Origin of the sequence: Burkholderia anthinoferrum (assembly GCF_002925705.1) — a bacterium.
Taxonomy (GTDB): Bacteria; Pseudomonadota; Gammaproteobacteria; order Burkholderiales; family Burkholderiaceae; genus Burkholderia; species Burkholderia semiarida.
In genome coordinates this window covers 269,769-290,822 of sequence record NZ_LFZP01000041.1, presented here as the reverse complement: position 1 = coordinate 290,822, position 21,054 = coordinate 269,769, and the positions used below count along the sequence as shown (strand labels likewise).

The window sequence follows — 21,054 nt, the reverse complement described above, 5'->3', positions numbered from 1 at the left end:
CCCCGGGCGCGCGGCCGCTTTTTGTCTGTCCGGTCGTCCGGCCGCGATAAAATCCCCCCTTTATGTCCGTCGCCGGCTGCCAGCCGGCGTTTTTTCAGCGTGCAAAAGATCCTGATCGTGCGCGTGTCGTCGCTGGGCGACGTCGTGCACAACATGCCGGTGATCGCCGATATCCGGCGCCGCCACCCCGATGCGCAGATCGACTGGCTCGTCGAGGAAAGCTTCGTCGACCTCGTGCGGCTCGTCGACGGCGTGCGCAACGTGCTGCCGTTCTCGCTGCGCCGCTGGCGCAAGAGGCCGTTTTCGGGCGCGACGTGGCGCGAGATCCGTGCGTTCCGCCGGCGCCTCGCGGCCGAGCAGTACGACCTCGTGATCGACTGCCAGGGCCTCATCAAGACGGCATGGGTCGCGAGCTGGGCGCGCGGCCCGCTCGTCGGGCTCGGCAACCGCACCGACGGCGCCGGCTACGAATGGCCGGTGCGCTTCTTTTACCGCAAGCGCGTGCCGATCGCGCCGCGCACGCACGTGGTCGAGCGCTCGCGGCAGCTCGTCGCGGCCGCGCTGGACGATCCGGCGCCGACGCCGGCCGATCCGGTCGAATTCGGCCTCGACACGCGCGCGGCGGCGCTCGCGGTGGCCGCGCTCGGCCTGAACCTGCCGGTGCCGTACGTCGTGTTCGTTCACGCGACGTCGCGCGCCGACAAGCAGTGGCCGGACGCCGCGTGGATCGAGCTCGGCCAGGCGCTCGTGCGGCGCGGCGCGTCGCTCGTGCTACCGTGGGGCAACGACGCGGAACGCGCGACCAGCGAGCGGCTCGCGAAGGAATTCGGCGCGGCGGCGATCGTGCCGCCGAAGCTGTCGCTGCCGGCCGTGGTCGGGCTGATCGACGGCGCGGCCGCGACGGTCGGGGTTGATACAGGTCTGGTTCACATCGCGGCCGCGCTGAAGCGTCCGACGGTCGAACTGTACAATTTCGCGACGGCCTGGCGGACCGGCGGCTACTGGTCGCCGAACGTCGTCAATCTCGGCACGGCGGGGCAGCCCCCGTCGATCGCGCAGGTGAAGTCGGCGCTCGCGGGCTTCGGTCTCCTGTAATGCTGTCCACACGCGAACCGATCATGAGCGAATCCCAGATCATCGAAGTCCCGTCCGCCGACTGGAGCGGACACAACCTGTCGACGCCGCGCGAGCAGTTGCTGGCGGCGGTCGAGGAAGGCAAGGTGCTGTATTTCCCGCACCTGCGCTTCGCGATCGAAGGCGGCGAGGAAGCGTTGCTCGATCCGGCGCTCGCCGATCCGAAACGCAAGAACATCAGCCTCGCGCCGAACGGCGGCGCGCTTGCCGGCGTGCTGGGCGACAGCGTCACGCAGTCGGCCGTGCGCGCGCTCGTCGCGCGCTTCCAGCAGCAGGCCGGCACGCTCGTCGACGGCCTTTTCCCCGAATATCGCGGCAAGCTGCGCGTCGCGCCGACGAGCCTGCGGCTGATGCAGGTCGAAACGCGCCAGACGTCGTGGCGCAAGGACGACAGCCGGCTGCACGTCGACGCGTTTCCGTCGCGGCCGAACTACGGCGAGCGCATCCTGCGCGTGTTCACGAACGTGAACCCGGCCGGCGCGCCGCGCGTGTGGCGCGTCGGCGAGCCGTTCGAGGACGTCGCGAAGCGTTTCCTGCCGAAGATCCGGCCGCAGTTGCCGGGCTCGGCGTGGCTGCTGAACCTGCTGCACGTGACGAAATCGCCGCGCAGCGCATACGACCACCTGATGCTGAACCTGCACGACGGGATGAAGGCCGATCTCGACTACCAGAAGACGTGTCCACAGCAAACGATGCCGTTTCCGCCGGGCAGCGTGTGGATATGTTTCTCCGATCAGACTTCGCACGCTGTGATGTCCGGCCAGTTCATGCTCGAGCAGACCTTCTTCCTGCCGGTCGATGCGATGGTGCGCCGCGAGTGCGCGCCGCTCGGCATTCTCGAACGCCTGACGGGCAGGGCGCTGGTTTGAGCGCGCCCCTGTTTCGACGCAACGCCCGGGCGGCCGCATGCTGAGGGCGATCTATCGTGCGCTGTGGTGGCTCGTCGCGCCGGCCGCGGTCATCCGGCTCTATGTGCGTTCGCGCAAGGAGCGCGGTTATCGCGAGCATATCGGCGAGCGCTTCGGCCAGGTCGCGGGCCGCTCGCCGGACGACCGCGCGCCGCTGATCTGGGTGCATGCGGTGTCGGTCGGCGAGACGCGCGCCGCGCAGCCGCTGATCGATGCGCTGATGCGCGCGCGCCCCGATGCGCGCATCCTGCTCACGCACATGACGCCGAGCGGCCGCGCGACGGGCGAACAGATCTTCGGCGATCGCGTGCTGCGCTGCTACCTGCCGTACGACATGCCGGGCGCGGTGCGGCGCTTCCTGCGCGCATGGCGGCCGACGCTCGGCCTCGTGATGGAAACCGAGGTGTGGCCGACGCTGATCGACGAGTGCCGCCGCGCGGACGTGCCGCTCGTGCTGACCAATGCGCGGATGTCCGCGCGCTCGTTCCGGCGCGCGGCGAAGTTCGGCGCGGCCACGCGCGACGTGTTCGGCGGCTTCTCGCGCGTGCTCGCGCAGAGCCCGGCCGATGCGGAGCGGTTGACGTCGCTCGGCGCCCGCAACGTGACCGTGCTCGGCAACCTGAAGTTCGACATGACGACGCCGCCGGAGCTCGCGGCACGCGGCCATGCGTGGCGCGACGCGATCGGCGCGCGGCCGGTGTGGGTCGCGGCCAGCACGCGCGAGAACGAGGAAGCGCTGGTGCTGCAGGCGTTCGCGGAAATGCGCACGCCCGGCGCGTTGCTGGTGCTCGTGCCGCGTCATCCGCAGCGCTTCGCCGAAGTCGAGGCGCTCGTCGTGCGCAGCGGGCTCAAGTGCGTGCGGCGCTCCGCCTGGGCGGCCGATGCGGCCGCGCTCGCGGCCGGCCGGCCGGCCGCCGAACCGTTGGCCGGCGACGTGACGGTGCTGCTCGGCGATTCGATGGGCGAGCTTGGCGCGTACTACGCGGCGGCCGACATCGCGTTCATCGGCGGCAGCCTGCTGCCGCTCGGCGGGCAGAACCTGATCGAGGCGTGCGCGGTCGGCGTGCCGGTGCTGATCGGGCCGCACGTGTTCAACTTCACGCAGGCGACCGCGGATGCGGTCGCGGCCGGTGCGGCGATGCAGGTCGCGGATCCGCTCGATCTCGCGCACGTGCTCGACGCGCTGTTCGCCGACAAGGCGCGGCGCATCGCGATGGGCGCGGCCGGCGCGGCGTTCGCGGCGCGTCACCGCGGCGCGACCGCGCGCACGGTCGACGTGCTCGCCGCGCTGCTGCCGCCTGTCGAAGCCGACACGCGTGCGCTGCCGGGCGCCGCTTCCGAAGACGAATAGACGAAGGGCGGCGCAAGGGCGCCCCCGAACGCATGGCGGCGACATGAGCCGTCGCCATGCCGCTCACACCGTCAGCAAGCCCTTCTTCTCGATGAACGCGATCACGTCCGCGACGCCATCGAGCGCCTTCAGGTTCGTCATCACGTAAGGCCGCTCGCCGCGCATTTTCTTCGTGTCGGACGCCATCACGTCGAGGTTCGCGCCGACCAGCGGCGCGAGGTCGGTCTTGTTGATCACGAGCAGGTCGGACTTCGTGATGCCGGGGCCGCCCTTGCGCGGAATCTTCTCGCCGCCGGCCACGTCGATCACGTAGATCGTCAGGTCCGACAGCTCGGGGCTGAAGGTCGCCGCGAGATTGTCGCCGCCGGACTCGATGAACACGATGTCGGCATCGGGAAAGCGCGCGAGCATCCGGTCGACCGCCTCGAGGTTGATCGACGCATCCTCGCGGATCGCCGTGTGCGGGCAGCCGCCCGTCTCGACACCCATGATGCGTTCCTCGGGCAGCGCGCCGGCGACCGTCAGCAGCCGCTGGTCTTCCTTCGTATAGATGTCGTTCGTGATCGCGACGAGGTCGTACTTGTCGCGCATCGCCTTGCACAGCATTTCGAGCAGCGTGGTCTTGCCGGAGCCGACGGGGCCGCCGATGCCGACGCGCAGCGGCGGCAGTTTCTTCGTGCGGCGGGCGGAGGAGGGAGCAGGTGCGTTCATGGTCGGGCGAAGAGGTTCAGGAGCGGAACAACCGCGAGTACTGGGTTTCGTGCCGCGCGGACAGGATGCCGAGCTGCGGCGCGAACGTGTTGACGGCGTCGGGCGGCGTCGCGAGCGCGCGGCGCACGGCCGCGTCGATCGCGCCGCGCAGCGCGACGATGATGCGTTGCCCGGCGAGCTGGCCGAGCGGCACGGCCTTCAGCGCGGCGGACGTCTGGTTCTCGACCCAGCCGAATGCATACGCGGCGAGCGTCGCGTCGGCGCTCGCGTCGTGTGTGGCGGCCGCGTACGCGAACGCGGTCGGCAGCGCGATCGGCGCGATCGATGCGAGCGCCGCGCGGCGTGCGGCGTCGCCCCATTCGAGCGATGCGCACAGCTGCGCGAGCGACCAGCCCATCTGTTCGGTTTCGCGGCGCAGTTCGGCCGATTCCCGGCTCGCGACGAACCATGCGTTTTCGGCGGCGAGCGCGTGCGTGTCGTGCGCCTGCCAGCGGGCGAGCTGGTGCGCGAGGAACGGCAATTCGCCGTGCGCGAGCACGTCGGTCAGGCCGCTCGCGATCCAGTCGCGCGCGGAATCGGCGTCGCGGATCAGGTTCGCGTCGAGCGCGGCTTCGAGGCCCTGCGAATAGCTGTACGCGCCGATCGGTAGTGCGGGCGACGCGAGGTGCAGCAGCGCGACGAGTTCAGTGGTGGTCATGACCGTGGTGGCCGTGCGTGCAGCCGGGACCATGCTGATGGCCGTGATCGTGATCGTGATCGTGATCGTGCGAATGCGAATGCCCGTGGTGTTCGCCGAACACCTGCTGCGCGAGCGCGTAATCCTCGGCGAACGTCGCGTCGTGTCCGTGCTTGTGGCCGCCGCCGTACGCGCCGGCTTCCGGCTGGAATGGTGCGTGCGTTTCCTCGACCTGCGTGCCGAGCCGGCGCAGCATGTCCGCGAGCACCGGATCGGCCTCGAGCTTCAGGTAGCCGTCGCCGATCTCGACCGGTGTGTGACGGTTGCCGAGATGGTAGGCGGCGCGCATCAGCGTAAGTGGATCGGTTGCGCGCACGAGCAGCACCGTTTCAGGCGCCGCAGTGATACGAACGAGCGCGCCGTCGTCGGCGACGAGCACGTCGCCGTCGCGCAGCACGGTGCCGCGCGGCAGCAGGACCGCGACGTCCTCGCCGGTGTCGAGCGTCGCCGCGAGGCGGCTCTTGCAGCGGGCGTCATAGGCGAGCGTGAGCGTCGGCGCGCGCGCGACGAGCGACGCGGCGAGTTTCACGTTCGGGGCAATGCGTTTGTCGAGGGTGCGCATGAAACTGGGGATTCCGAATCAGAACAGGAAATAGCGCTGCGCCATCGGCAGCACCGTCGCCGGTTCGCAGGTGAGCAACTGGCCGTCGGCGATCACGTCGTAGGTTTCCGGATCGACGCTGATCGACGGGCGCCATGCGTTGTGGATCATGTCGGCTTTCGTCACGTTGCGGCAGTTGTGCACCGGCACGATCCGCTTCGCGAGGCCGTAGCGCTCCGCGATGCCCGCGTCGGCCGCCATCTGCGACACGAAGGTCAGCGACGTGCGCGCGAGCGCGCCGCCGCGCGTCGCGAACATCTCGCGATAATGAACCGGCTGCGGCGTCGGGATCGACGCGTTCGGGTCGCCCATCTGCGCGAGCGCGATCATCCCGCCCTTCAGGATCATCGACGGCTTGATCCCGAAGAACGCCGGTTCCCACAGCACGAGGTCGGCCCACTTGCCGGGCTCGATCGAGCCGACTTCATGTGCGATCCCGTGCGTGAGCGCGGGGTTGATCGTGTACTTCGCGACGTAGCGCTTCGCGCGGAAGTTGTCGTTGCGCGCGGTGTCCTCCGGCAGCGCGCCGCGCTGCACCTTCATCTTGTGCGCGGTCTGCCAGGTGCGGATGATCACTTCGCCGACGCGACCCATCGCCTGCGAATCGGACGACAGCATCGACAGCGCGCCGAGATCGTGCAGGATGTCCTCGGCCGCGATCGTCTCGCGGCGAATGCGCGATTCGGCGAACGCGAGATCCTCGGCGATCGACGGATCGAGGTGATGGCACACCATCAGCATGTCGAGATGCTCGTCGAGCGTGTTGATCGTGTACGGGCGCGTCGGATTGGTCGACGACGGCAGCACGTTCATCTCGCCGCACACCTTCAGGATGTCGGGCGCATGGCCGCCGCCCGCGCCTTCGGTGTGGTACGTGTGGATCGTGCGGCCCTTGAACGCGGCGACCGTCGATTCGACGAAGCCGGCTTCGTTCAGCGTGTCGGTGTGGATCGCGACCTGTGTGTCGGTGTCGTCGGCCACCGACAGGCAGTTGTCGATCGCGGCGGGCGTCGTGCCCCAGTCCTCGTGCAGCTTCAGGCCGATCGCGCCGGCCGCGATCTGCTCGACGAGTGGCTGCGGCAGGCTCGCATTGCCCTTGCCGAGAAAGCCGAGGTTGATCGGCCAGCCGTCGGCCGCCTGCAGCATCCGCTCCATGTGCCACGGGCCCGGCGTGCAGGTCGTCGCGTTGGTGCCGGTGGCCGGCCCCGTGCCGCCGCCGAGCATCGTCGTGACGCCCGACGCGAGCGCTTCGTCGATCTGCTGCGGGCTGATGAAGTGGATGTGCGTGTCGATGCCGCCCGCCGTCACGATCAGCCCTTCGCCGGCGATCACTTCGGTGGCCGCGCCGATCGCGATCGTCACGCCCGGCTGGATGTCGGGGTTGCCGGCCTTGCCGATCGCGGCGATGCGGCCGTGCTTGATCGCGATGTCGGCCTTCACGATGCCCCAGTGATCGAGGATCACCGCGTTCGTGATGACGGTATCGGGCACGTCGGCGGCCACGCGCTGCGACTGGCCCATCCCGTCGCGGATCACTTTCCCGCCGCCGAATTTCACTTCCTCGCCGTAGGTCGTGAAGTCGCGTTCGATCTCGATCAGCAGTTCGGTATCGGCGAGCCGGACGCGGTCGCCCGTCGTCGGCCCGAACATTTCCGCGTACGCGCGGCGGCTCAAGCGTAGTGTCATGTTGCTGTTCCTGAAGAGCGGGGCGCGGCTTACAGCGGCCCCATCACCTTGCCCTGAAAACCGTAGACGGCGCGCTCGCCCGCGAGGGCGACGAGCTCGACGGTGCGCGTCTGGCCCGGCTCGAAGCGCACGGCCGTGCCGGCCGCGATGTTGAGCCGGAAGCCGCGCGCGGCCGTGCGGTCGAACGACAGTGCATCGTTGACTTCGAAGAAGTGGTAGTGCGAGCCGACCTGCACCGGGCGGTCGCCGGTGTTCGCGACAGCGAGCGTCAGCGTCGCACGGCCCGCGTTCAGTTCGTGTTCGCCGTCGTCGGTGAGAATTTCGCCGGGGATCATGCGCGGTACCACCTTGGTCACGGAATCGGATGATGGACGGTCACGAGCTTCGTGCCGTCGGGGAAGGTCGCTTCGACCTGGATGTCGGGAATCATTTCCGGCACGCCGTCCATCACGTCGTCGCGCGTGAGCAGCGTCGTGCCGTAGTGCATCACTTCGGCCACCGTCTTGCCATCGCGCGCGGCTTCCATCAGCGCCGCGGTGATGAAGGCGACCGCCTCCGGATAGTTGAGCTTCAGGCCGCGCGCACGGCGGCGTTCGGCGAGCAGCGCCGCCGTGAAGATCAGCAGCTTGTCCTTTTCGCGGGGAGTCAGTTTCATGAAGGCAGGCGTTCAGGAAAACGTAATTTTTATCGGTGCGCGCGCGATCGGGCAGGCGCGCGGACCATCGTAGCACCGCGCTGTTTGGCGTGCGTCGTGTATCGCTTATGTAAGCAGCAAGGGGCGTGCCATGTGCATCGGGCGCGCCGTCATGCTCTTTCGTGGTGCGCGATGCTTGAAGAGTGTGCGCCGTGTGTCGCGGCATTGCGCCGAAACGGTGCGCGATGCGCGCGCGTTCAGGTTTGCCAGAGACGCAGCGGCCGCGCGTCGATGCCGTGCACGATCGGCCGCAACTGCAGCCAGCAGTCGGTGAAGTGGCGCTGCAGCGCTTCCATCGACGTCGCCAGCGCGCGCACCAGCACGACGCCGGGCGTTACGCAAGTGGCGCCCGCGCGCAGCGTATCGTCGAACGGCATCCCGGCGGCGAGCGTTTCGGCGAGCGCGGCGTCGCACGCGGCGCCGGCCGCCCACAGCGTGCCGTAGGCGGGAAAGCCGGCGAGGCCCTGCGGCGCGCCGCGCAGCGGGTCGCGTGCATCGAGCAGCGCGCGCTCGGTCCACAGCGGCCGGCCGTCGGCATCGACGAGCGCCGACGTCGACGCGATGCGTCCTGCCGACCAGGTTTCGCCGGCCGCCTGCCGGCCGAGCTGCGTCGCGTCCCAGCCGATCGCGCTCGCGCCTGCGCCGAGCGTCACCGTGAAGTCGAGCGCGGCGTGCGCCGCGTCAAAGAACAGGTTGTTCTGCGGCAGCCAGTCGAGCTTCGCGTGGGCGCCGACCGCGATGCCGATGCGCTGCGTCGCATCGAGGCCGTTGGACTTGTACCACTTGGTCGCGCCGGGCGTCGTCAGCACCGCGTGCGTGCCGTCGCCGAGCGCGATGTCGATGTCGAGCCGGTCGCCGCCCGCGACGCCGCCTGGTGGGTGCACGATCACCGCATGGCAGATCGCGTCGCCTTCCGGGTACAGCGGCCGCTGCACGCGCAGCGGGCCGTCGTGCAGCCGGTGCGCGAGCGTCGTGCGCGCACCGTGCCGCTCGAAGCCGAGTTCGAGACGGCCGCGCCACGACTTGGCGACGGCGGGGCGGGACAGCGGGGCGTGGGAGTCGGGGGCGGACATCTATTGGACGTGGAGAGGCTAAGACTTTCACTGAAATGCTCGGTTTCAGCGAGCGTTGAAGAAGACCATTTTAATGAAATTCTTGTCGCCTCTCGGCATTCGTCCAAGCCGTCACTACACCGCGATCAATTCCCGCACCCCATTCGTCTCCATATCCCGCGCGTCACCACCCGCGACGATCTCGCCGCGGCTCATCACCCAGTAATGGTCCGCGATCGAGCGCGCGAAATCGTAATACTGTTCGACGAGCAGCACGGTCATCCTCGATTCGTCGACGAGCTGGCGCAGCGTGCGCCCGATGTCCTGGATGATCGACGGCTGGATGCCTTCGGTCGGCTCGTCGAGGATCAGCAATTGCGGCTCGCTCATCAGCGCGCGGCCGATCGCGAGCTGCTGCTGCTGGCCGCCCGACAGGTCGCCGCCGCGCCGTGCGCGCATGTCCTTCAGCACCGGAAACAGTTCGTAGATACGATCGGGCACTTTCGACGGCGCCTTGCGGCTCGCCGCGCCGACGAGCAGGTTTTCCTCGACGGTGAGCCGCGGAAAGATGTCGCGGCCCTGCGGCACGTAAGCGAGCCCGGCCGCCACACGCGCATACGGCGGCAACGCGCCGAGCGCGGCGCCGCGCCACGACACGCTGCCGCTTTTCGCGGCGACGACGCCCATCAGGCAGCGCAGCAGCGTGCTCTTGCCGACGCCGTTGCGGCCAAGCAGCACGGTGAGCTTGCCGTCGTCGGCGACGAGGTTCACGTTGCGCAGGATATGGCTGCCGCCGTAGTACTGGTTCAGCGCTTCGATTTTCAGCATCGCATCATCGTCCGAGGTAAGACTCGATCACCGCTTCGTCGCGCTTGACCTGGTCGAGCGTGCCGTGCGCGAGCACCGCGCCTTCGGCCATCACCGTCACGCGCCCCGTGTCGCCCGCGAGCGCCGCGACGAATTCCATGTCGTGCTCGACGACCATCATCGAGCAGGTGCCGCGCAGCGTGTTCAGCAGCTCGGCGAGCTCCATCGTCTCGTGGTCGGTCATCCCGGCCGCCGGCTCGTCGAGCAGCAGCAGCGCGGGACGCTGCATCAGCAGCATGCCAATTTCGAGCCGCTGCTTCTGCCCGTGCGACAGTTCGCCGGCCGCGCGATACGCATCGCTTTCGAGGCCGATCAGCGCGAGCGTCTCCTCGATCTTCGCCTGCGCGGTGCGGTCGAGCCGCGCGCGCAGCGACGCGAGCCAGCCCTTGTCGGTCTGCATCGCGAGTTCGAGGTTTTCCCACACCGGGTGCTGTTCGAACACGGTCGGCTTCTGGAACTTGCGGCCGATCCCCGCGCGCGCGATCTCGGGTTCGTTCAACCGCGCGAGGTCGATCGTCTGGCCGAGAAACACCTTGCCTGCGTCGGGCCGCGTCTTGCCGGTGATCACGTCCATCATCGTCGTCTTGCCCGCGCCATTCGGGCCGATCACGCAGCGCAGCTCGCCCGCGTCGATCGCGAGCGACAGCTTCTTCAGCGCGCGAAAACCGTCGAAGCTCACCTCGATATCCTCGAGATAGAGGATCGTGCCGTGCGACGTGTCGATGCCGGGCGGCACGACGCGCCCCATCGACGCGCTGCCGCTGACGGCGAGCAGCTCGTCTTCGGGCGGCGGCGTGAACTGATAGAGAGCCGTGCCGTTCATGCGCGTTTCCCCTTCGCGAGCAGCGTGTCGACGAGGCCCATGATCCCGCGCGGCAGCAAGAGCGGCACGAGCACGAAGATCAGGCCGAGAAAGAACAGCCAGTATTCGGCGAAGTACGCGGTGAAGAAACTCTTCGCGCCGTTCACCGCGAACGCGCCGACGATCGGCCCGATCAGCGTGCCGCGCCCACCGACCGCGACCCAGATCGCCATTTCGATCGAGTTGCCGGGCGACATCTCGCCGGGATTGATGATGCCGACCTGCGGCACGTACAAGGCGCCTGCGATGCCGCACAGCACGGCCGATAGCGTCCACACGAACAGTTTGTACGCGAGTGGGCTGTAGCCGAGGAACATCAGCCGCGTCTCGCCGTCGCGCACCGCGGTCACCACGCGCCCGAGCTTGCTCGTGACGACCGCACGCGCGACGATGAACGCGAGCACGAGCGTCGCGAAGGTCAGCAGCAACAGCACGGTGCGCGTGCCCGGCGACGTGATCGCGAAGCCGGCGATGCGCTTGAAGTCGGTGAAGCCGTTGTTGCCGCCGAAGCCCGTCTCGTTGCGAAAGAACAGCAGCATCGCGGCGAACGTCAGCGCCTGCGTGATGATCGACAGGTACACGCCTTTCACGCGCGAGCGGAACGTGAAGAAGCCGAACACCCATGCGAGCACGGCCGGCACGAGCACGACCAGCGCGAGCGCCCACGCCAGATGCTGCGTGCCGCTCCAGTACCACGGCAACTGATGCCAGTCGAGAAACACCATGAAGTCGGGCAGGTCGCTGCCGTACTTGCCGTCGCGGCCGATCTCGCGCATCAGGTACATGCCGATCGCATAGCCGCCCAGCGCGAAGAACAATCCATGGCCGAGGCTCAGGATCCCGCAGTAGCCCCATACGAGATCGAGCGCGAGCGCGGCGATCGCGTAGCACATCAGCTTGCCGGCGAGCGTCATCGCGTACGCGGACAGATGGAACGCGCTGGCTTCCGGCGCGACGAGCGCGGCGAGCGGCACGCCGATGCCGATCGCCACGCACAGCGCGACGAGCGCGAGCCATGCGCGGCGCGACAGCAGCGCGGGGCGGGGCGGCAGGCCGAGCGCGAAGCCGTCCGCGCGCGTGCCGGCGGCGGGCTTCGGCGTATCGGCGACCGGGTTCGATATCGAATCGGTGAATGAAGTCACGTCAAGCCTCCGCGCTGCGGCCCTTCGGGGCGAACATGCCCTGCGGGCGTTTCTGGATGAACAGCACGATCATCACGAGCACCGCGATCTTCGCGAGCACGGCGCCCCAGAACGGCTCGATGGCCTTGCTGACGAGGCCGAGCCCGAAGCCGCCGAGCACGGTGCCGGCGATCTGGCCGACGCCGCCGAGCACGACCGCCATGAACGAATCGATGATGTAGTTCTGGCCGAGATCGGGGCCCACGTTGCCGATCTGCGACAGCGCGCAGCCGCCGAGGCCCGCGATGCCCGCGCCGAACGCGAACGCATACGCGTCGACGCGTGCGGTCTTCACGCCGACGCAGGCGGCCATCCGCCGGTTCTGCGTGACCGCGCGCACGAACAGGCCGAGCCGCGTCTTCGTCAGCACGGCCCACGCGACGAACACCACCGCGAGCGCGAACGCGAGGATCGCGAGCCGGTTGAACGGCAGGATCAGGTTCTGCATCACGGTCACGCCGCCGCTCATCCACGACGGGTTCACGACCTGGACGTTCTGCGCGCCGAACAGCATGCGCGTCGCCTGGATCAGGATCAGGCTCACGCCGAACGTCGCGAGCAGCGTCTCGAGCGGGCGGCCGTACAGATGCCGCAGCACGAGCCGTTCGAGCACGATGCCGACGAGCGCGGCCGCCGCGAACGATACCGGCACCGCGACGAGCGGATACCAGTCGAATGCGCCGGGCGCGTAGCGCTGGATCAGCGTCTGCACGACATAGGTTGCGTACGCACCGATCATCAGGAATTCGCCGTGCGCCATGTTGATCACGCCGATCAGCCCGTACGTGATCGCGAGGCCGAGCGCGGCGAGCAGCAGCACGCTGCCGAGCGACAGGCCGGCGAACAGCGTGCCGACAATTTCGCCGCGGCGCTGCAGCGCGTGCAACGTATCGAGCCCTTGCCGCGCGGCCTCGCGCACGCGCGCGTCGGGTTCCGCGTAGCTGCCGTCCGCGTTCTTCGCGACGAGCGGGCGCAGTTGTTCGATCATGTCGAGATCCTGGCGCGCGGCCACCACCTGCACGGCTTCGAGGCGCTTCGCCGGATCGGCGTCGTGCAGCGCGGCGATCGCCCACAATGCGTCGAGGCGACGTTTCAATGCCGGATCGGTTTCCTTCGCGCGGGCGCGGTCGATCATCGGCTTGAGCACCGGGTCGGGCGACTTCAGCAGCGCGTCGATCGCATCACGCCGCGCGGCGACGTCGGGCGACGCGAGCGCGAGGCCCGACAGCGCGCCGGCGATCTTCGTGCGCAGCAGGTTGTTCAGCATCACCGGCTGCGCGTCGCCGGCCGGCGTCGCGGCCTGCGTGAGCGCGTCGTGCGCGGTGTCGCCGGACTGGATCAGCAGCCGGCCGTCGCCGGTCGCGAGCGCATCGCCGCTCGACAGCGCGTTGAGGATCGTCACCGCGCGCGGATCGGTATCGGTGGCGAGCCGCTCGATCGCGGCCGTCTTCGCGTCGAAGTCGTCGCCGGCGAGCGCGGCGGTGTCGGCCGCCGTCAGCGCGAACGAGGCGTGCGGCAGCAGGCCCGCGAGGGCGGCGCATGCCGCGATCGCGCGGGCGGCTCGGCGAAAGCGTGTAGGCATCGGGAAGTCCTGTCGGGCGAGGGGAATCGGAGCGGCGCTGCGCCGGCGCGCGCGGTTCGTCACGGCAAGCGCGGCCGGCGCATCGACGGCGGGCGGGCGAGCGGCACGTCGCGCGCAAGGCCCGACGCGCCGCCCGGCGTCACGCCAGCGCCGCGCGCTGCCGGCGCAGGAACGCCGGAATCGAGCTGACGACGTCCGGCTTGTTCTGGTTACCCGCGATGAACGGGCTCCACGGCTGCGCGCGCACGGCCGTCTTCGTCTTCCACACGACGTTGAACTGCCCGTCGCCGCGGATCTCGCCGATCATCACCGGCTTGTGCAGGTGGTGGTTGCCGTCCATCGCGAGCGTGAAGCCCGACGGCGCGGCGACCGTCTGGCCGATCATCGCGACGCGCACCTTGTCGACGTCGGTGCTCTTCGCCTTCTCGACGGCCTGCTTCCACATGTGGATGCCGACGTAGGTCGCTTCCATCGGATCGTTGGTCACGCGCTTCGCGCCGCCCGGCAGGTTGTTCGCCTTCACCCACGCGGCGAACTGGTCCTTGAACTTGGTGTTGGTCGGGTTCTTCACCGACATGAAGTAGTTCCACGCGGCGAGGTGGCCGACGAGCGGCTTCGTGTCGATCCCGCGCAGCTCCTCCTCGCCGACCGAGAACGCGACGACCGGCACGTCGGTCGCCTTGATCCCCTGGTTGCCCAGTTCCTTGTAGAACGGCACGTTGGAATCGCCGTTGATCGTCGAGACCACGGTCGTCTTGCCGCCCTGCGAGAAGGTCTTGATGTTCGCGACGATGGTCTGATAATCGCTGTGGCCGAACGGCGTGTAGACCTCCTGAATGTCGGCGTCCTTCACGCCTTTCGATTTCAGGAACGCGCGCAGGATCTTGTTGGTCGTGCGCGGATACACGTAGTCGGTGCCGAGCAGGAAGAAGCGCTTCGCGCCGCCGCCTTCCGCGCTCATCAGGTACTCGACGGCCGGAATGGCCTGCTGGTTCGGCGCGGCGCCCGTGTAGAACACGTTGCGCGACATTTCCTCGCCTTCATACTGCACCGGGTAGTAGAGCAGCCCGTTCAACTCTTCGAATACCGGCAGCACGGATTTGCGGGACACCGACGTCCAGCAGCCGAACACGCACGCGACCTTGTCCTGCGTCAGCAGCTGGCGCGCCTTCTCGGCGAACAGCGGCCAGTTCGACGCGGGATCGACCACCACCGGTTCGAGCTTGCGGCCCAGCACGCCGCCGCTCTTGTTGATGTCGGCGATCGTCATCAGCGCGGTGTCCTTCAGCGACGTCTCCGAGATCGCCATCGTGCCCGACAGCGAATGCAGGATGCCGACCTTGATCGGGCCGGTGCCCGCGTCGGCTGCGTGCGCGAACGGGCTCTTGCCCGCCAGCGCGAGCGCGCCGGCCATCGAACCGAACTTCAACAGACTGCGACGTTTCATCGAGATCCCCTTTGTCGTGTTGGATGCGCGTGCGCCGTGGCGGCGCCGGCCATCGTGTAACGCAAGGCATGTGCCAGTCGCGCCGATGCACGCCCGGCGTGCCTGTGCGGGCCATCGGCGGGCATCGACGCGGTGCGGATGACGCGTCGTGCAGCATGCGCGGTCCGTTGCGGTGCAGGCGCGCGGGCGCAAATGGTGCACGAAGGTGTCGCGGCGTCGCGGCGCGGGGAAATGTCGGAACGGAAGGGGAATGAGAAACGGGCGCGCGGTGCGCGCCCGTTCGGCGGATCGGTGCGGCCGGCGGCAGGGTGCCGGGCGGCGCGGCGGCGCGCGATGCGCGGCCGGAAGGATCGGTCAGTAGCGCGGCACGGACGGGTCGACGTCGCGCGACCACGCGTCGATTCCGCCTTGCAGGTTGTACAGCTTCGTGAAGCCGCGCGACTCGAGGAACATCGCGACCTGCGCGCTGCGCATTCCGTGATGGCACACGCAGACGATTTCCGCTTCGTCGTCGAGCTCCTCGCTGCGCGCGGGAATCTGCTGCATCGGAATCGACACGCTGCCGGCGATCTGCGCGGTCGCGATTTCCCACGGCTCGCGCACGTCGAGCACGACCGGCGCGGGGCGCGCCGTGTCGCCGAGCCATTCCGCGAGCATCGCGGGCGTCAGGATCTGCATGGAGGCTCCGCCGCTCAGAACTTGAAGCGCGACGGCTCGATCGCGTTGACGAGGTGGTCGATGTAGGTTTCGAACACGTCGGCGACGCGGTACTGCTTGTCGTCGATGCGCGTGATGATCTGCGCCTTCATCACCGGACGGCCGCCGACGAACGCCGACAGGCGGCCGCCGATCTTCAACTGTTCGAGCATGTCCTGCGGCACGACCGGCAGACCGCCCGCGACGCAGATCACGTCGTAAGGCGCCTTCGCGGCCCAGCCGCGCGAACCGTCGCCGAGCACCACTTCGGCGTTGGTCACGCCGTCGTTGCGCAGGTTGTCCGCCGCGAACTTCGCGATCGCCGGATCGATCTCGACGGCCGTCACGTGCTGCGCGCGATGCGCGAACAGCGCGGCCAGGTAACCCGAGCCCGCGCCGATCACGAGCACGTTCTCGTGCTTCTTGACCGCCAGCTCCTGCAGCACGCGTGCTTCGACGCGCGGGAACAGCATCTTGCTGGCGCCGCCCGGCAGCGGCAGTTCGAGATCGGCGAACGCGAGATCGCGGTATTGGGCCGGAACGTAGTTCTCACGCTTGACGATCGACAGCAGGCCCAGGACATCCAGATCCAGCACGTCCCACGGACGGATCTGCTGTTCGATCATGTTGAAACGCGCGTTTTCGATATTCATGGTGTGGTCACGCAGCCTGGTCGGCCATCAGCGGGGATAGAGAAACTTCGTGATTGTACCAAACGGCGCGGCCGCGAAGCCTTCAGGCGGCCTGCAACAGACCTTTACCCCTTGCTCTTCTTGATCTGCGCCTCGAATGCGAGGTCGAGCTTGCTCGCCTTGCGCGGCTTTTGGGGGCCAAATGCGTCGACGAACTTGACGAATTCGTCGAGCGGCAGCGGCTCGCAGCGCTTTTCGGCGGTGCCGCCCGAGCGGTCGACGAGATAGAACAGGCCGCCCGCCATCGCGACGGCCGCGAATTGCGGGTTGCCGGAGCGGGTTTTCAGGCGTTCGACCGCGTGGGTCGCTTTGGTGGTGCGCATCTTGGGGGCTGGCGAAGCGGATGTAAGCCTCACACTCTATCAAACCGGCCGCTCGCGTGCGGCCGGCGCCCGCCCCATGGCCCGCGCGAACGGCCCTAAACCGTGCGCGAGTAGCGCTGCCGCGGCGTCTGGCCGAGATACGCGTCGAACGCCATCGCGATGTTGCGCACGACCATCCGGCCGGCCGGGTGGATCGTCAGCCGGTCGCGCGCGATCGTCAGCAGCCCGTCGCGCTCGAACGGGCGCAGCGCGTCGAGCTCGCGCGCGAAATGATCGGCGAAGCGGATGCCGTGCGCGGCCTCGACATGCGAGAACGGCAGTTCGAGATTGCACATCAGCTGCGTGATCACGTCCCGGCGCAGCCGGTCGTCGGGCGTGAGCCGTACGCCGCGCGCGATCGGCAGCCGGCCCGCGTCGAGCGCGGCGCCGTACGCGGGCAGATCCTTCGCGTTCTGCGCGTAGACGTCGCCGACCTTGCCGATCGACGACACGCCGAAGCCGATCAGGTCGGTATCCGCGCGCGTGCTGTAGCCCTGGAAATTGCGCTGCAGCGTGCCGTTGCGCTGCGCGCGCACCAGTTCGTCGGACGGCCGCGCGAAGTGGTCCATCCCGATGTACACGTAGCCGGCCGACGTCAGCATGTCGATCGCGAGGCCGAGCAGCGCGATGCGCGTCTCCGGCGGCGGCAGCGTTGCATCGTCGATCTGCCGCTGCATCTTGAACAGGTGCGGCATGTGCGCGTAGCCGAACACCGACAGGCGATCGGGCGCGAGCTCGATGATCGTCTCCAGCGTGCGTGCGAACACCGCGACCGTCTGGTGCGGCAGCCCGTAGATCAGGTCGACGCTCACCGAATGGAAGCCCGTCGCCCGCGCGGCGGCGAGCAGGTCGGCCGTCATCGCGCGCGGCTGGACGCGGTTGATCGCCTGCTGCACGGCCGGGTCGAAATCCTGCACGCCGAGGCTCAGCCGGTTGAAGCCGATCGTGCGCAGGTGGACGAGCGTCGCGGGCGTGACCGTGCGCGGATCGATCTCGATCGAGAACTCGGCGTCTGCGTCCGCCGCGAGCGCGAAATGCTCGCGCGTGGCCGCCATCAGCTCGGCCGTTTCGTCGTCGGACAGGAAGGTCGGTGTACCGCCGCCCCAGTGCAGCTGCGTGACGGGGCGGGACGGATCGAACAGCGCGGCCTGCAACGCCATTTCGCGCTTGAGCTGGTCGAGATACGGGCGCGCGCGGCGGCGGTTGTTGGTTGCGATCTTGTTGCAGCCGCAGTAGAAGCACGCGGTGTTGCAGAACGGGATGTGGAAGTACAGCGACAGGTCGCTCGACGACGCGCCGGGGTCGCCGGCCGCGCGCACGTAGTCGGCCGGATCGAAGTCGTCGCGGAATTGCAGCGCGGTGGGGTACGACGTATAGCGCGGCCCGTTCGCGCCGTATTTCGTGAGCAAATCGGGACGGAACATCGTGTCGGCAGAACCAGAATGCATGACGGTCTCGCGCTTTTTAGATGCTTTCGAGTATATGAACGCGCGATCGGCCTGCATTGTGTAATAACGTCGCAGCCGGCGATGGCACAATGCGGGGTGGGGCCGCCGGATACCGCGTCCGGTTGCCGCACCGTTTTTCGTTGTTCGTTTTTCGTTGTTCGTCGAGAGAGCCGAGTGTCCGTCGAAATGCCTGTCCGCCCGGCGCCCGCCGGAGTCCCGCCGCCGCACGCGTGCCGCGAGGGCTGCGGCGCGTGCTGCATCGCGCCGTCGATTTCGAGCCCGATTCCGGGCATGCCCGACGGCAAGCCGGCCGGCGTGCGCTGCGTGCAGCTCGGCGACGACCTGCGCTGCATGATCTTCGGCCGGCCCGAGCGCCCCGCGTGCTGCTCCGGGCTGCAGCCGTCCGCCGACATGTGCGGCGCGTCGCGCGACGACGCGCTCGCGTGGCTTACGCGCCTCGAGGCCGCGACGCGGCCGGCGCATCCAGGAGAGAGTTCAGCATGACCGTCCCTCGCGCGCCCGGCCGGCGCCGTTTTCTCGCTGCCGCCATCGGCGCCGTCGGCGTGTGCGTATCGCTTGCCGCGTGCGCGTCGACGTTCCCGTTCATCCCCGATCACTACACGTTTTCGCGCGGCGACGTGCAGAAGGCCGTCGCGCGCAAGTTTCCTTACCAGAAGACGGTCGCGCAGGTCGTCGACGTGTCGCTCGCGAACCCGGCCGTCAACCTGCTGCCCGACCAGAACCGCGTCGCGGTGCAACTCGACGCGAATTTCGCGAGCCCGTTCCTGCGCGCGCCCGTCAGCGGCAAGTTCACCGTGTCGGGCCAGCTCGCGTACGACGCGCCGAGCCGCTCGGTGGTGCTGAGGGCGCCGGCCGTCGACAGCCTCGTGCTCGACGGCGACGCGCAGATGTACGCGCAGCAGGTGGGCGCGGCCGCCGGGCTGCTCGCGACGCAGTTGCTGACCAACTACCCGATCTACACGTTCAAGCCGGAACAACTGCAATTTGCCGGGGTGAACTACGAACCCGGTACAATTACGATCCTTACAAACGGCATACGCGTGGCGATCGTCGAAAAGTGACGACGGGGCGCGCACGGCCGGGCGGGCCGCGCGCGCAAGAGTGGCCTTTTCTTTCGACCATTTCGGAGTTGGGCCACGGATGGACTGGATCCTGATCTGCAAGGCATTGATCCTCGGCGTCGTCGAGGGGCTGACGGAATTCCTGCCGGTGTCGAGTACCGGTCACCTGATCGTCGCGGGCAGTTTCCTGAATTTCAACGATTCGCACGCGAAGACGTTCGACGTCGTGATCCAGTTCGGCGCGATCCTCGCGGTCTGCTGGGAATACCGGCAGCGGATCGTGTCCGTCGTGTCCGGGCTGCCGAGCCGGCCCGACGCGCGGCGCTTCACGCTGAACGTCGTGATCGCGACGATTCCCGCGATCGCGCTCGGCCTCCTGCTCGAGAAGAAGATCAAGGCGGTGCTGTTCTCGCCGGTGCCCGTCGCGTTCGCGCTCGTCGTCGGCGGTGCGATCATCCTGTGGGCCGAGGCGCGGCAGCGCGAACGCGGCCAGCCGCCGCGCGTGATGTCGGTCGATGCGCTGACGCCGCTCGACGCATTCAAGGTCGGACTCGCGCAGTGCTTCGCGCTGGTGCCCGGCATGTCGCGCTCGGGCTCGACGATCATCGGCGGGATGCTGTTCGGCCTCGACCGCCGCGTGGCCACCGAATTCTCGTTCTTTCTCGCGATTCCGATCATCTTCGGCGCGACGCTCTATGAAACCGTGAAGGACTGGCAGGCGTTCACCGTCGATTCGCTCGGGCTGTTCGCGCTCGGGCTCGTGTCGGCATTCGTCAGCGCGTTCGTGTGCGTGCGCTGGCTGCTGCGCTACGTCGCGACGCACGATTTCACGGTGTTCGCGTGGTACCGGATCGCGTTCGGGCTGTTCGTGCTGCTGGTCGGTTACAGCGGGTGGCTGAACTGGTCGTGAGGCGAACCAGGAGACCAGGACGTTTCCAATGAAAAAGCCCGACCGGCGCGAGACGCCGGTCGGGCTTTTTTATTTTGCGCAGGGCGGGGCGTTCAACCTGCGCGCTTGCGGAACACCAGGTCCCACACGCCGTGGCCGAGCCGCAGCCCGCGCCGTTCGAACTTCGTCACCGGGCGGTAGTCAGGGCGCGGCGCGTAGTCGGCGGCCGTGTTCTCGAGCGTCGGTTCCGCGCCGAGCACTTCCAGCATCTGCTCCGCGTAGTTCTGCCAGTCGGTCGCGCAGTGCAGGTACGCGCCGGGCTTCAGTCGCGACGCGAGATGCGCGACGAGCGGCGGCTGGATCAGCCGGCGCTTGTGGTGACGCGCCTTGTGCCACGGATCGGGGAAGAAGATGTGCACGCCGTCGAGGCTTTCCGGCGCGATCATGTGCTCGAGCACCTCGACCGCGTCGTGCTGGATGATGCGGATGTTCGTCAGATCCTGCTCGCCGATCAGCTTCAGCAGCGCACCGACGCCCGGCTCGTGCACCTCGACGCCGAGGAAATCGTCGCCCGGGCGGTGCGCGGCGATTTCCGCGGTCGATGCGCCCATCCCGAAACCGATCTCGAGGATGCGCGGTGCAGTGCGGCCGAAGATCGCGTTCCAGTCGGGCAGCGCCGGCGCATACGGGACGACGAAGCGCGGGCCGAACTCGTCGATCGCGCGGCGCTGGCCGGTCGATACGCGGCCGGCGCGCGTGACGAAGCTGCGGATGCGGCGGCGATGCAGCGGGTTGGCTTCGTCGGCGCCTTCGGCGGCTTGGTCGGCCTCGTCGGGAATGGCGTCGTCGTGCGGCGGCAGGCCGGCTTCGTTCGGATCGTCGTGCATCATCGGTACAGAGAAAGGCTCGGTTCGGGCGAGGGCATCGGGCGCGCGGGACGCGCCGGCGCGGTACAAAAAAGCCGCCTTCGACGAGGCGGCTGGCGCGCGGTTGCGGAACGTGGCGACGGGCGTGGCGATACGCCGTCAAGCCGTTGATCCTTAAGGATTTCCCGTTCAGCCAACCGGAAAGAG

23 protein-coding genes are annotated in these 21,054 nt (G+C 68.5%); 6 read left to right on the top strand and 17 right to left on the bottom strand.

Translation table 11 applies throughout. The features are described from left to right. Positions 1–99 precede the first annotated feature (99 nt). Genes waaC through waaA form a run of 3 tightly spaced genes read left to right on the top strand, consistent with a single transcriptional unit; the run spans position 100 to position 3,393 of the window. On the top strand, positions 100–1,095 hold the full coding sequence (gene waaC / locus C5F75_RS14725) for a lipopolysaccharide heptosyltransferase I (protein WP_059574183.1): 996 nt from the start codon (positions 100–102) through the stop codon (positions 1,093–1,095). 23 nt (positions 1,096–1,118) lie between these two features. Then, positions 1,119–2,003 (top strand): Kdo hydroxylase family protein, encoded by an 885-nt coding sequence (locus C5F75_RS14720; RefSeq protein WP_059642178.1) that lies wholly within the window; start codon positions 1,119–1,121, stop codon positions 2,001–2,003. 37 nt (positions 2,004–2,040) lie between these two features. Further along, positions 2,041–3,393, top strand: a complete 1,353-nt coding sequence (gene waaA / locus C5F75_RS14715) for a lipid IV(A) 3-deoxy-D-manno-octulosonic acid transferase (RefSeq protein ID WP_104012382.1) — start codon at positions 2,041–2,043, stop codon at positions 3,391–3,393. A gap of 63 nt (positions 3,394–3,456) precedes the next feature. Here waaA and ureG read toward each other — a convergent pair whose 3' ends face one another. The 16 genes from ureG to hemN all read right to left on the bottom strand — a co-directional run bounded on the left by ureG (position 3,457) and on the right by hemN (position 18,010). Next, positions 3,457–4,104, bottom strand: a complete 648-nt coding sequence (gene ureG, locus C5F75_RS14710) for an urease accessory protein UreG (protein WP_059574181.1) — start codon at positions 4,102–4,104, stop codon at positions 3,457–3,459. A 16-nt stretch (positions 4,105–4,120) separates the two neighbouring features. Then, positions 4,121–4,801, bottom strand: coding sequence for an urease accessory protein UreF (locus C5F75_RS14705; RefSeq protein WP_059574180.1), 681 nt, complete (start codon positions 4,799–4,801; stop codon positions 4,121–4,123). Further along, positions 4,788–5,402: an urease accessory protein UreE gene (ureE, locus tag C5F75_RS14700; RefSeq protein WP_059574179.1), complete on the bottom strand. Its 615-nt coding sequence runs from the start codon at positions 5,400–5,402 to the stop codon at positions 4,788–4,790. Before ureE ends, C5F75_RS14705 begins: the two co-directional genes overlap by 14 nt. Before the next feature lie 18 nt (positions 5,403–5,420). Further along, a complete protein-coding gene (gene ureC, locus C5F75_RS14695; protein WP_059574178.1) occupies positions 5,421–7,127 on the bottom strand; it encodes an urease subunit alpha in 1,707 nt (568 codons plus the stop codon). Positions 7,128–7,156: 29 nt separating this feature from the next. Continuing rightward, positions 7,157–7,462 carry an urease subunit beta gene (locus C5F75_RS14690; protein ID WP_059574177.1) on the bottom strand — a complete coding sequence of 102 codons (306 nt, stop codon included), beginning with the start codon at positions 7,460–7,462 and terminating at the stop codon, positions 7,157–7,159. Between the two features lie 17 nt (positions 7,463–7,479). Further along, complete coding sequence (gene ureA, locus C5F75_RS14685; protein WP_006406310.1) at positions 7,480–7,782, bottom strand: urease subunit gamma; 303 nt, start codon at positions 7,780–7,782, stop codon at positions 7,480–7,482. 236 nt (positions 7,783–8,018) lie between these two features. Then, positions 8,019–8,894, bottom strand: coding sequence for an urease accessory protein UreD (locus tag C5F75_RS14680; protein ID WP_059574176.1), 876 nt, complete (start codon positions 8,892–8,894; stop codon positions 8,019–8,021). Positions 8,895–9,008: 114 nt separating this feature from the next. Then, positions 9,009–9,701 carry an urea ABC transporter ATP-binding subunit UrtE gene (gene urtE / locus C5F75_RS14675; protein WP_059574175.1) on the bottom strand — a complete coding sequence of 231 codons (693 nt, stop codon included), beginning with the start codon at positions 9,699–9,701 and terminating at the stop codon, positions 9,009–9,011. Positions 9,702–9,705: 4 nt separating this feature from the next. Beyond that, complete coding sequence (urtD, locus tag C5F75_RS14670; protein WP_059574174.1) at positions 9,706–10,563, bottom strand: urea ABC transporter ATP-binding protein UrtD; 858 nt, start codon at positions 10,561–10,563, stop codon at positions 9,706–9,708. Beyond that, positions 10,560–11,744 carry an urea ABC transporter permease subunit UrtC gene (urtC, locus tag C5F75_RS14665; protein ID WP_059574173.1) on the bottom strand — a complete coding sequence of 395 codons (1,185 nt, stop codon included), beginning with the start codon at positions 11,742–11,744 and terminating at the stop codon, positions 10,560–10,562. The genes urtD and urtC overlap by 4 nt, the downstream gene beginning before the upstream one ends. A 1-nt stretch (position 11,745) precedes the next feature. After that, positions 11,746–13,365, bottom strand: a complete 1,620-nt coding sequence (gene urtB / locus C5F75_RS14660; RefSeq protein WP_104012381.1) for an urea ABC transporter permease subunit UrtB — start codon at positions 13,363–13,365, stop codon at positions 11,746–11,748. A gap of 139 nt (positions 13,366–13,504) precedes the next feature. After that, a complete protein-coding gene (urtA, locus tag C5F75_RS14655) occupies positions 13,505–14,812 on the bottom strand; it encodes an urea ABC transporter substrate-binding protein (RefSeq protein ID WP_059574171.1) in 1,308 nt (435 codons plus the stop codon). A 354-nt stretch (positions 14,813–15,166) separates the two neighbouring features. Next, the gene (locus C5F75_RS14650; protein WP_006488544.1) at positions 15,167–15,490 is read right to left on the bottom strand and encodes a rhodanese-like domain-containing protein; all 324 of its coding nucleotides are present in this window, start codon (positions 15,488–15,490) and stop codon (positions 15,167–15,169) included. 14 nt (positions 15,491–15,504) lie between these two features. Beyond that, entirely contained in the window at positions 15,505–16,161 is a 657-nt protein-coding gene (locus tag C5F75_RS14645) for a protein-L-isoaspartate O-methyltransferase family protein (protein ID WP_059574170.1), read from the bottom strand. Between the two features lie 104 nt (positions 16,162–16,265). Further along, the gene (locus C5F75_RS14640) at positions 16,266–16,523 is read right to left on the bottom strand and encodes a hypothetical protein (protein ID WP_059574169.1); all 258 of its coding nucleotides are present in this window, start codon (positions 16,521–16,523) and stop codon (positions 16,266–16,268) included. A 95-nt stretch (positions 16,524–16,618) separates the two neighbouring features. Further along, entirely contained in the window at positions 16,619–18,010 is a 1,392-nt protein-coding gene (gene hemN / locus C5F75_RS14635) for an oxygen-independent coproporphyrinogen III oxidase (RefSeq protein ID WP_059574329.1), read from the bottom strand. A 186-nt stretch (positions 18,011–18,196) separates the two neighbouring features. Between hemN and C5F75_RS14630 the strand changes: the two genes are divergently transcribed. From C5F75_RS14630 to C5F75_RS14620, 3 genes are all read left to right on the top strand, one after another. Beyond that, positions 18,197–18,514, top strand: a complete 318-nt coding sequence (locus C5F75_RS14630; RefSeq protein WP_059574330.1) for a YkgJ family cysteine cluster protein — start codon at positions 18,197–18,199, stop codon at positions 18,512–18,514. Then, positions 18,511–19,092: a DUF1439 domain-containing protein gene (locus C5F75_RS14625; RefSeq protein WP_059574168.1), complete on the top strand. Its 582-nt coding sequence runs from the start codon at positions 18,511–18,513 to the stop codon at positions 19,090–19,092. Before C5F75_RS14630 ends, C5F75_RS14625 begins: the two co-directional genes overlap by 4 nt. Positions 19,093–19,171: 79 nt before the next feature. Next, positions 19,172–20,002, top strand: a complete 831-nt coding sequence (locus C5F75_RS14620) for an undecaprenyl-diphosphate phosphatase (protein ID WP_059574167.1) — start codon at positions 19,172–19,174, stop codon at positions 20,000–20,002. A 92-nt stretch (positions 20,003–20,094) separates the two neighbouring features. Here C5F75_RS14620 and trmB read toward each other — a convergent pair whose 3' ends face one another. After that, complete coding sequence (gene trmB, locus C5F75_RS14615; protein WP_059574166.1) at positions 20,095–20,871, bottom strand: tRNA (guanosine(46)-N7)-methyltransferase TrmB; 777 nt, start codon at positions 20,869–20,871, stop codon at positions 20,095–20,097. Between the last annotated feature and the right edge of the window lie 183 nt (positions 20,872–21,054).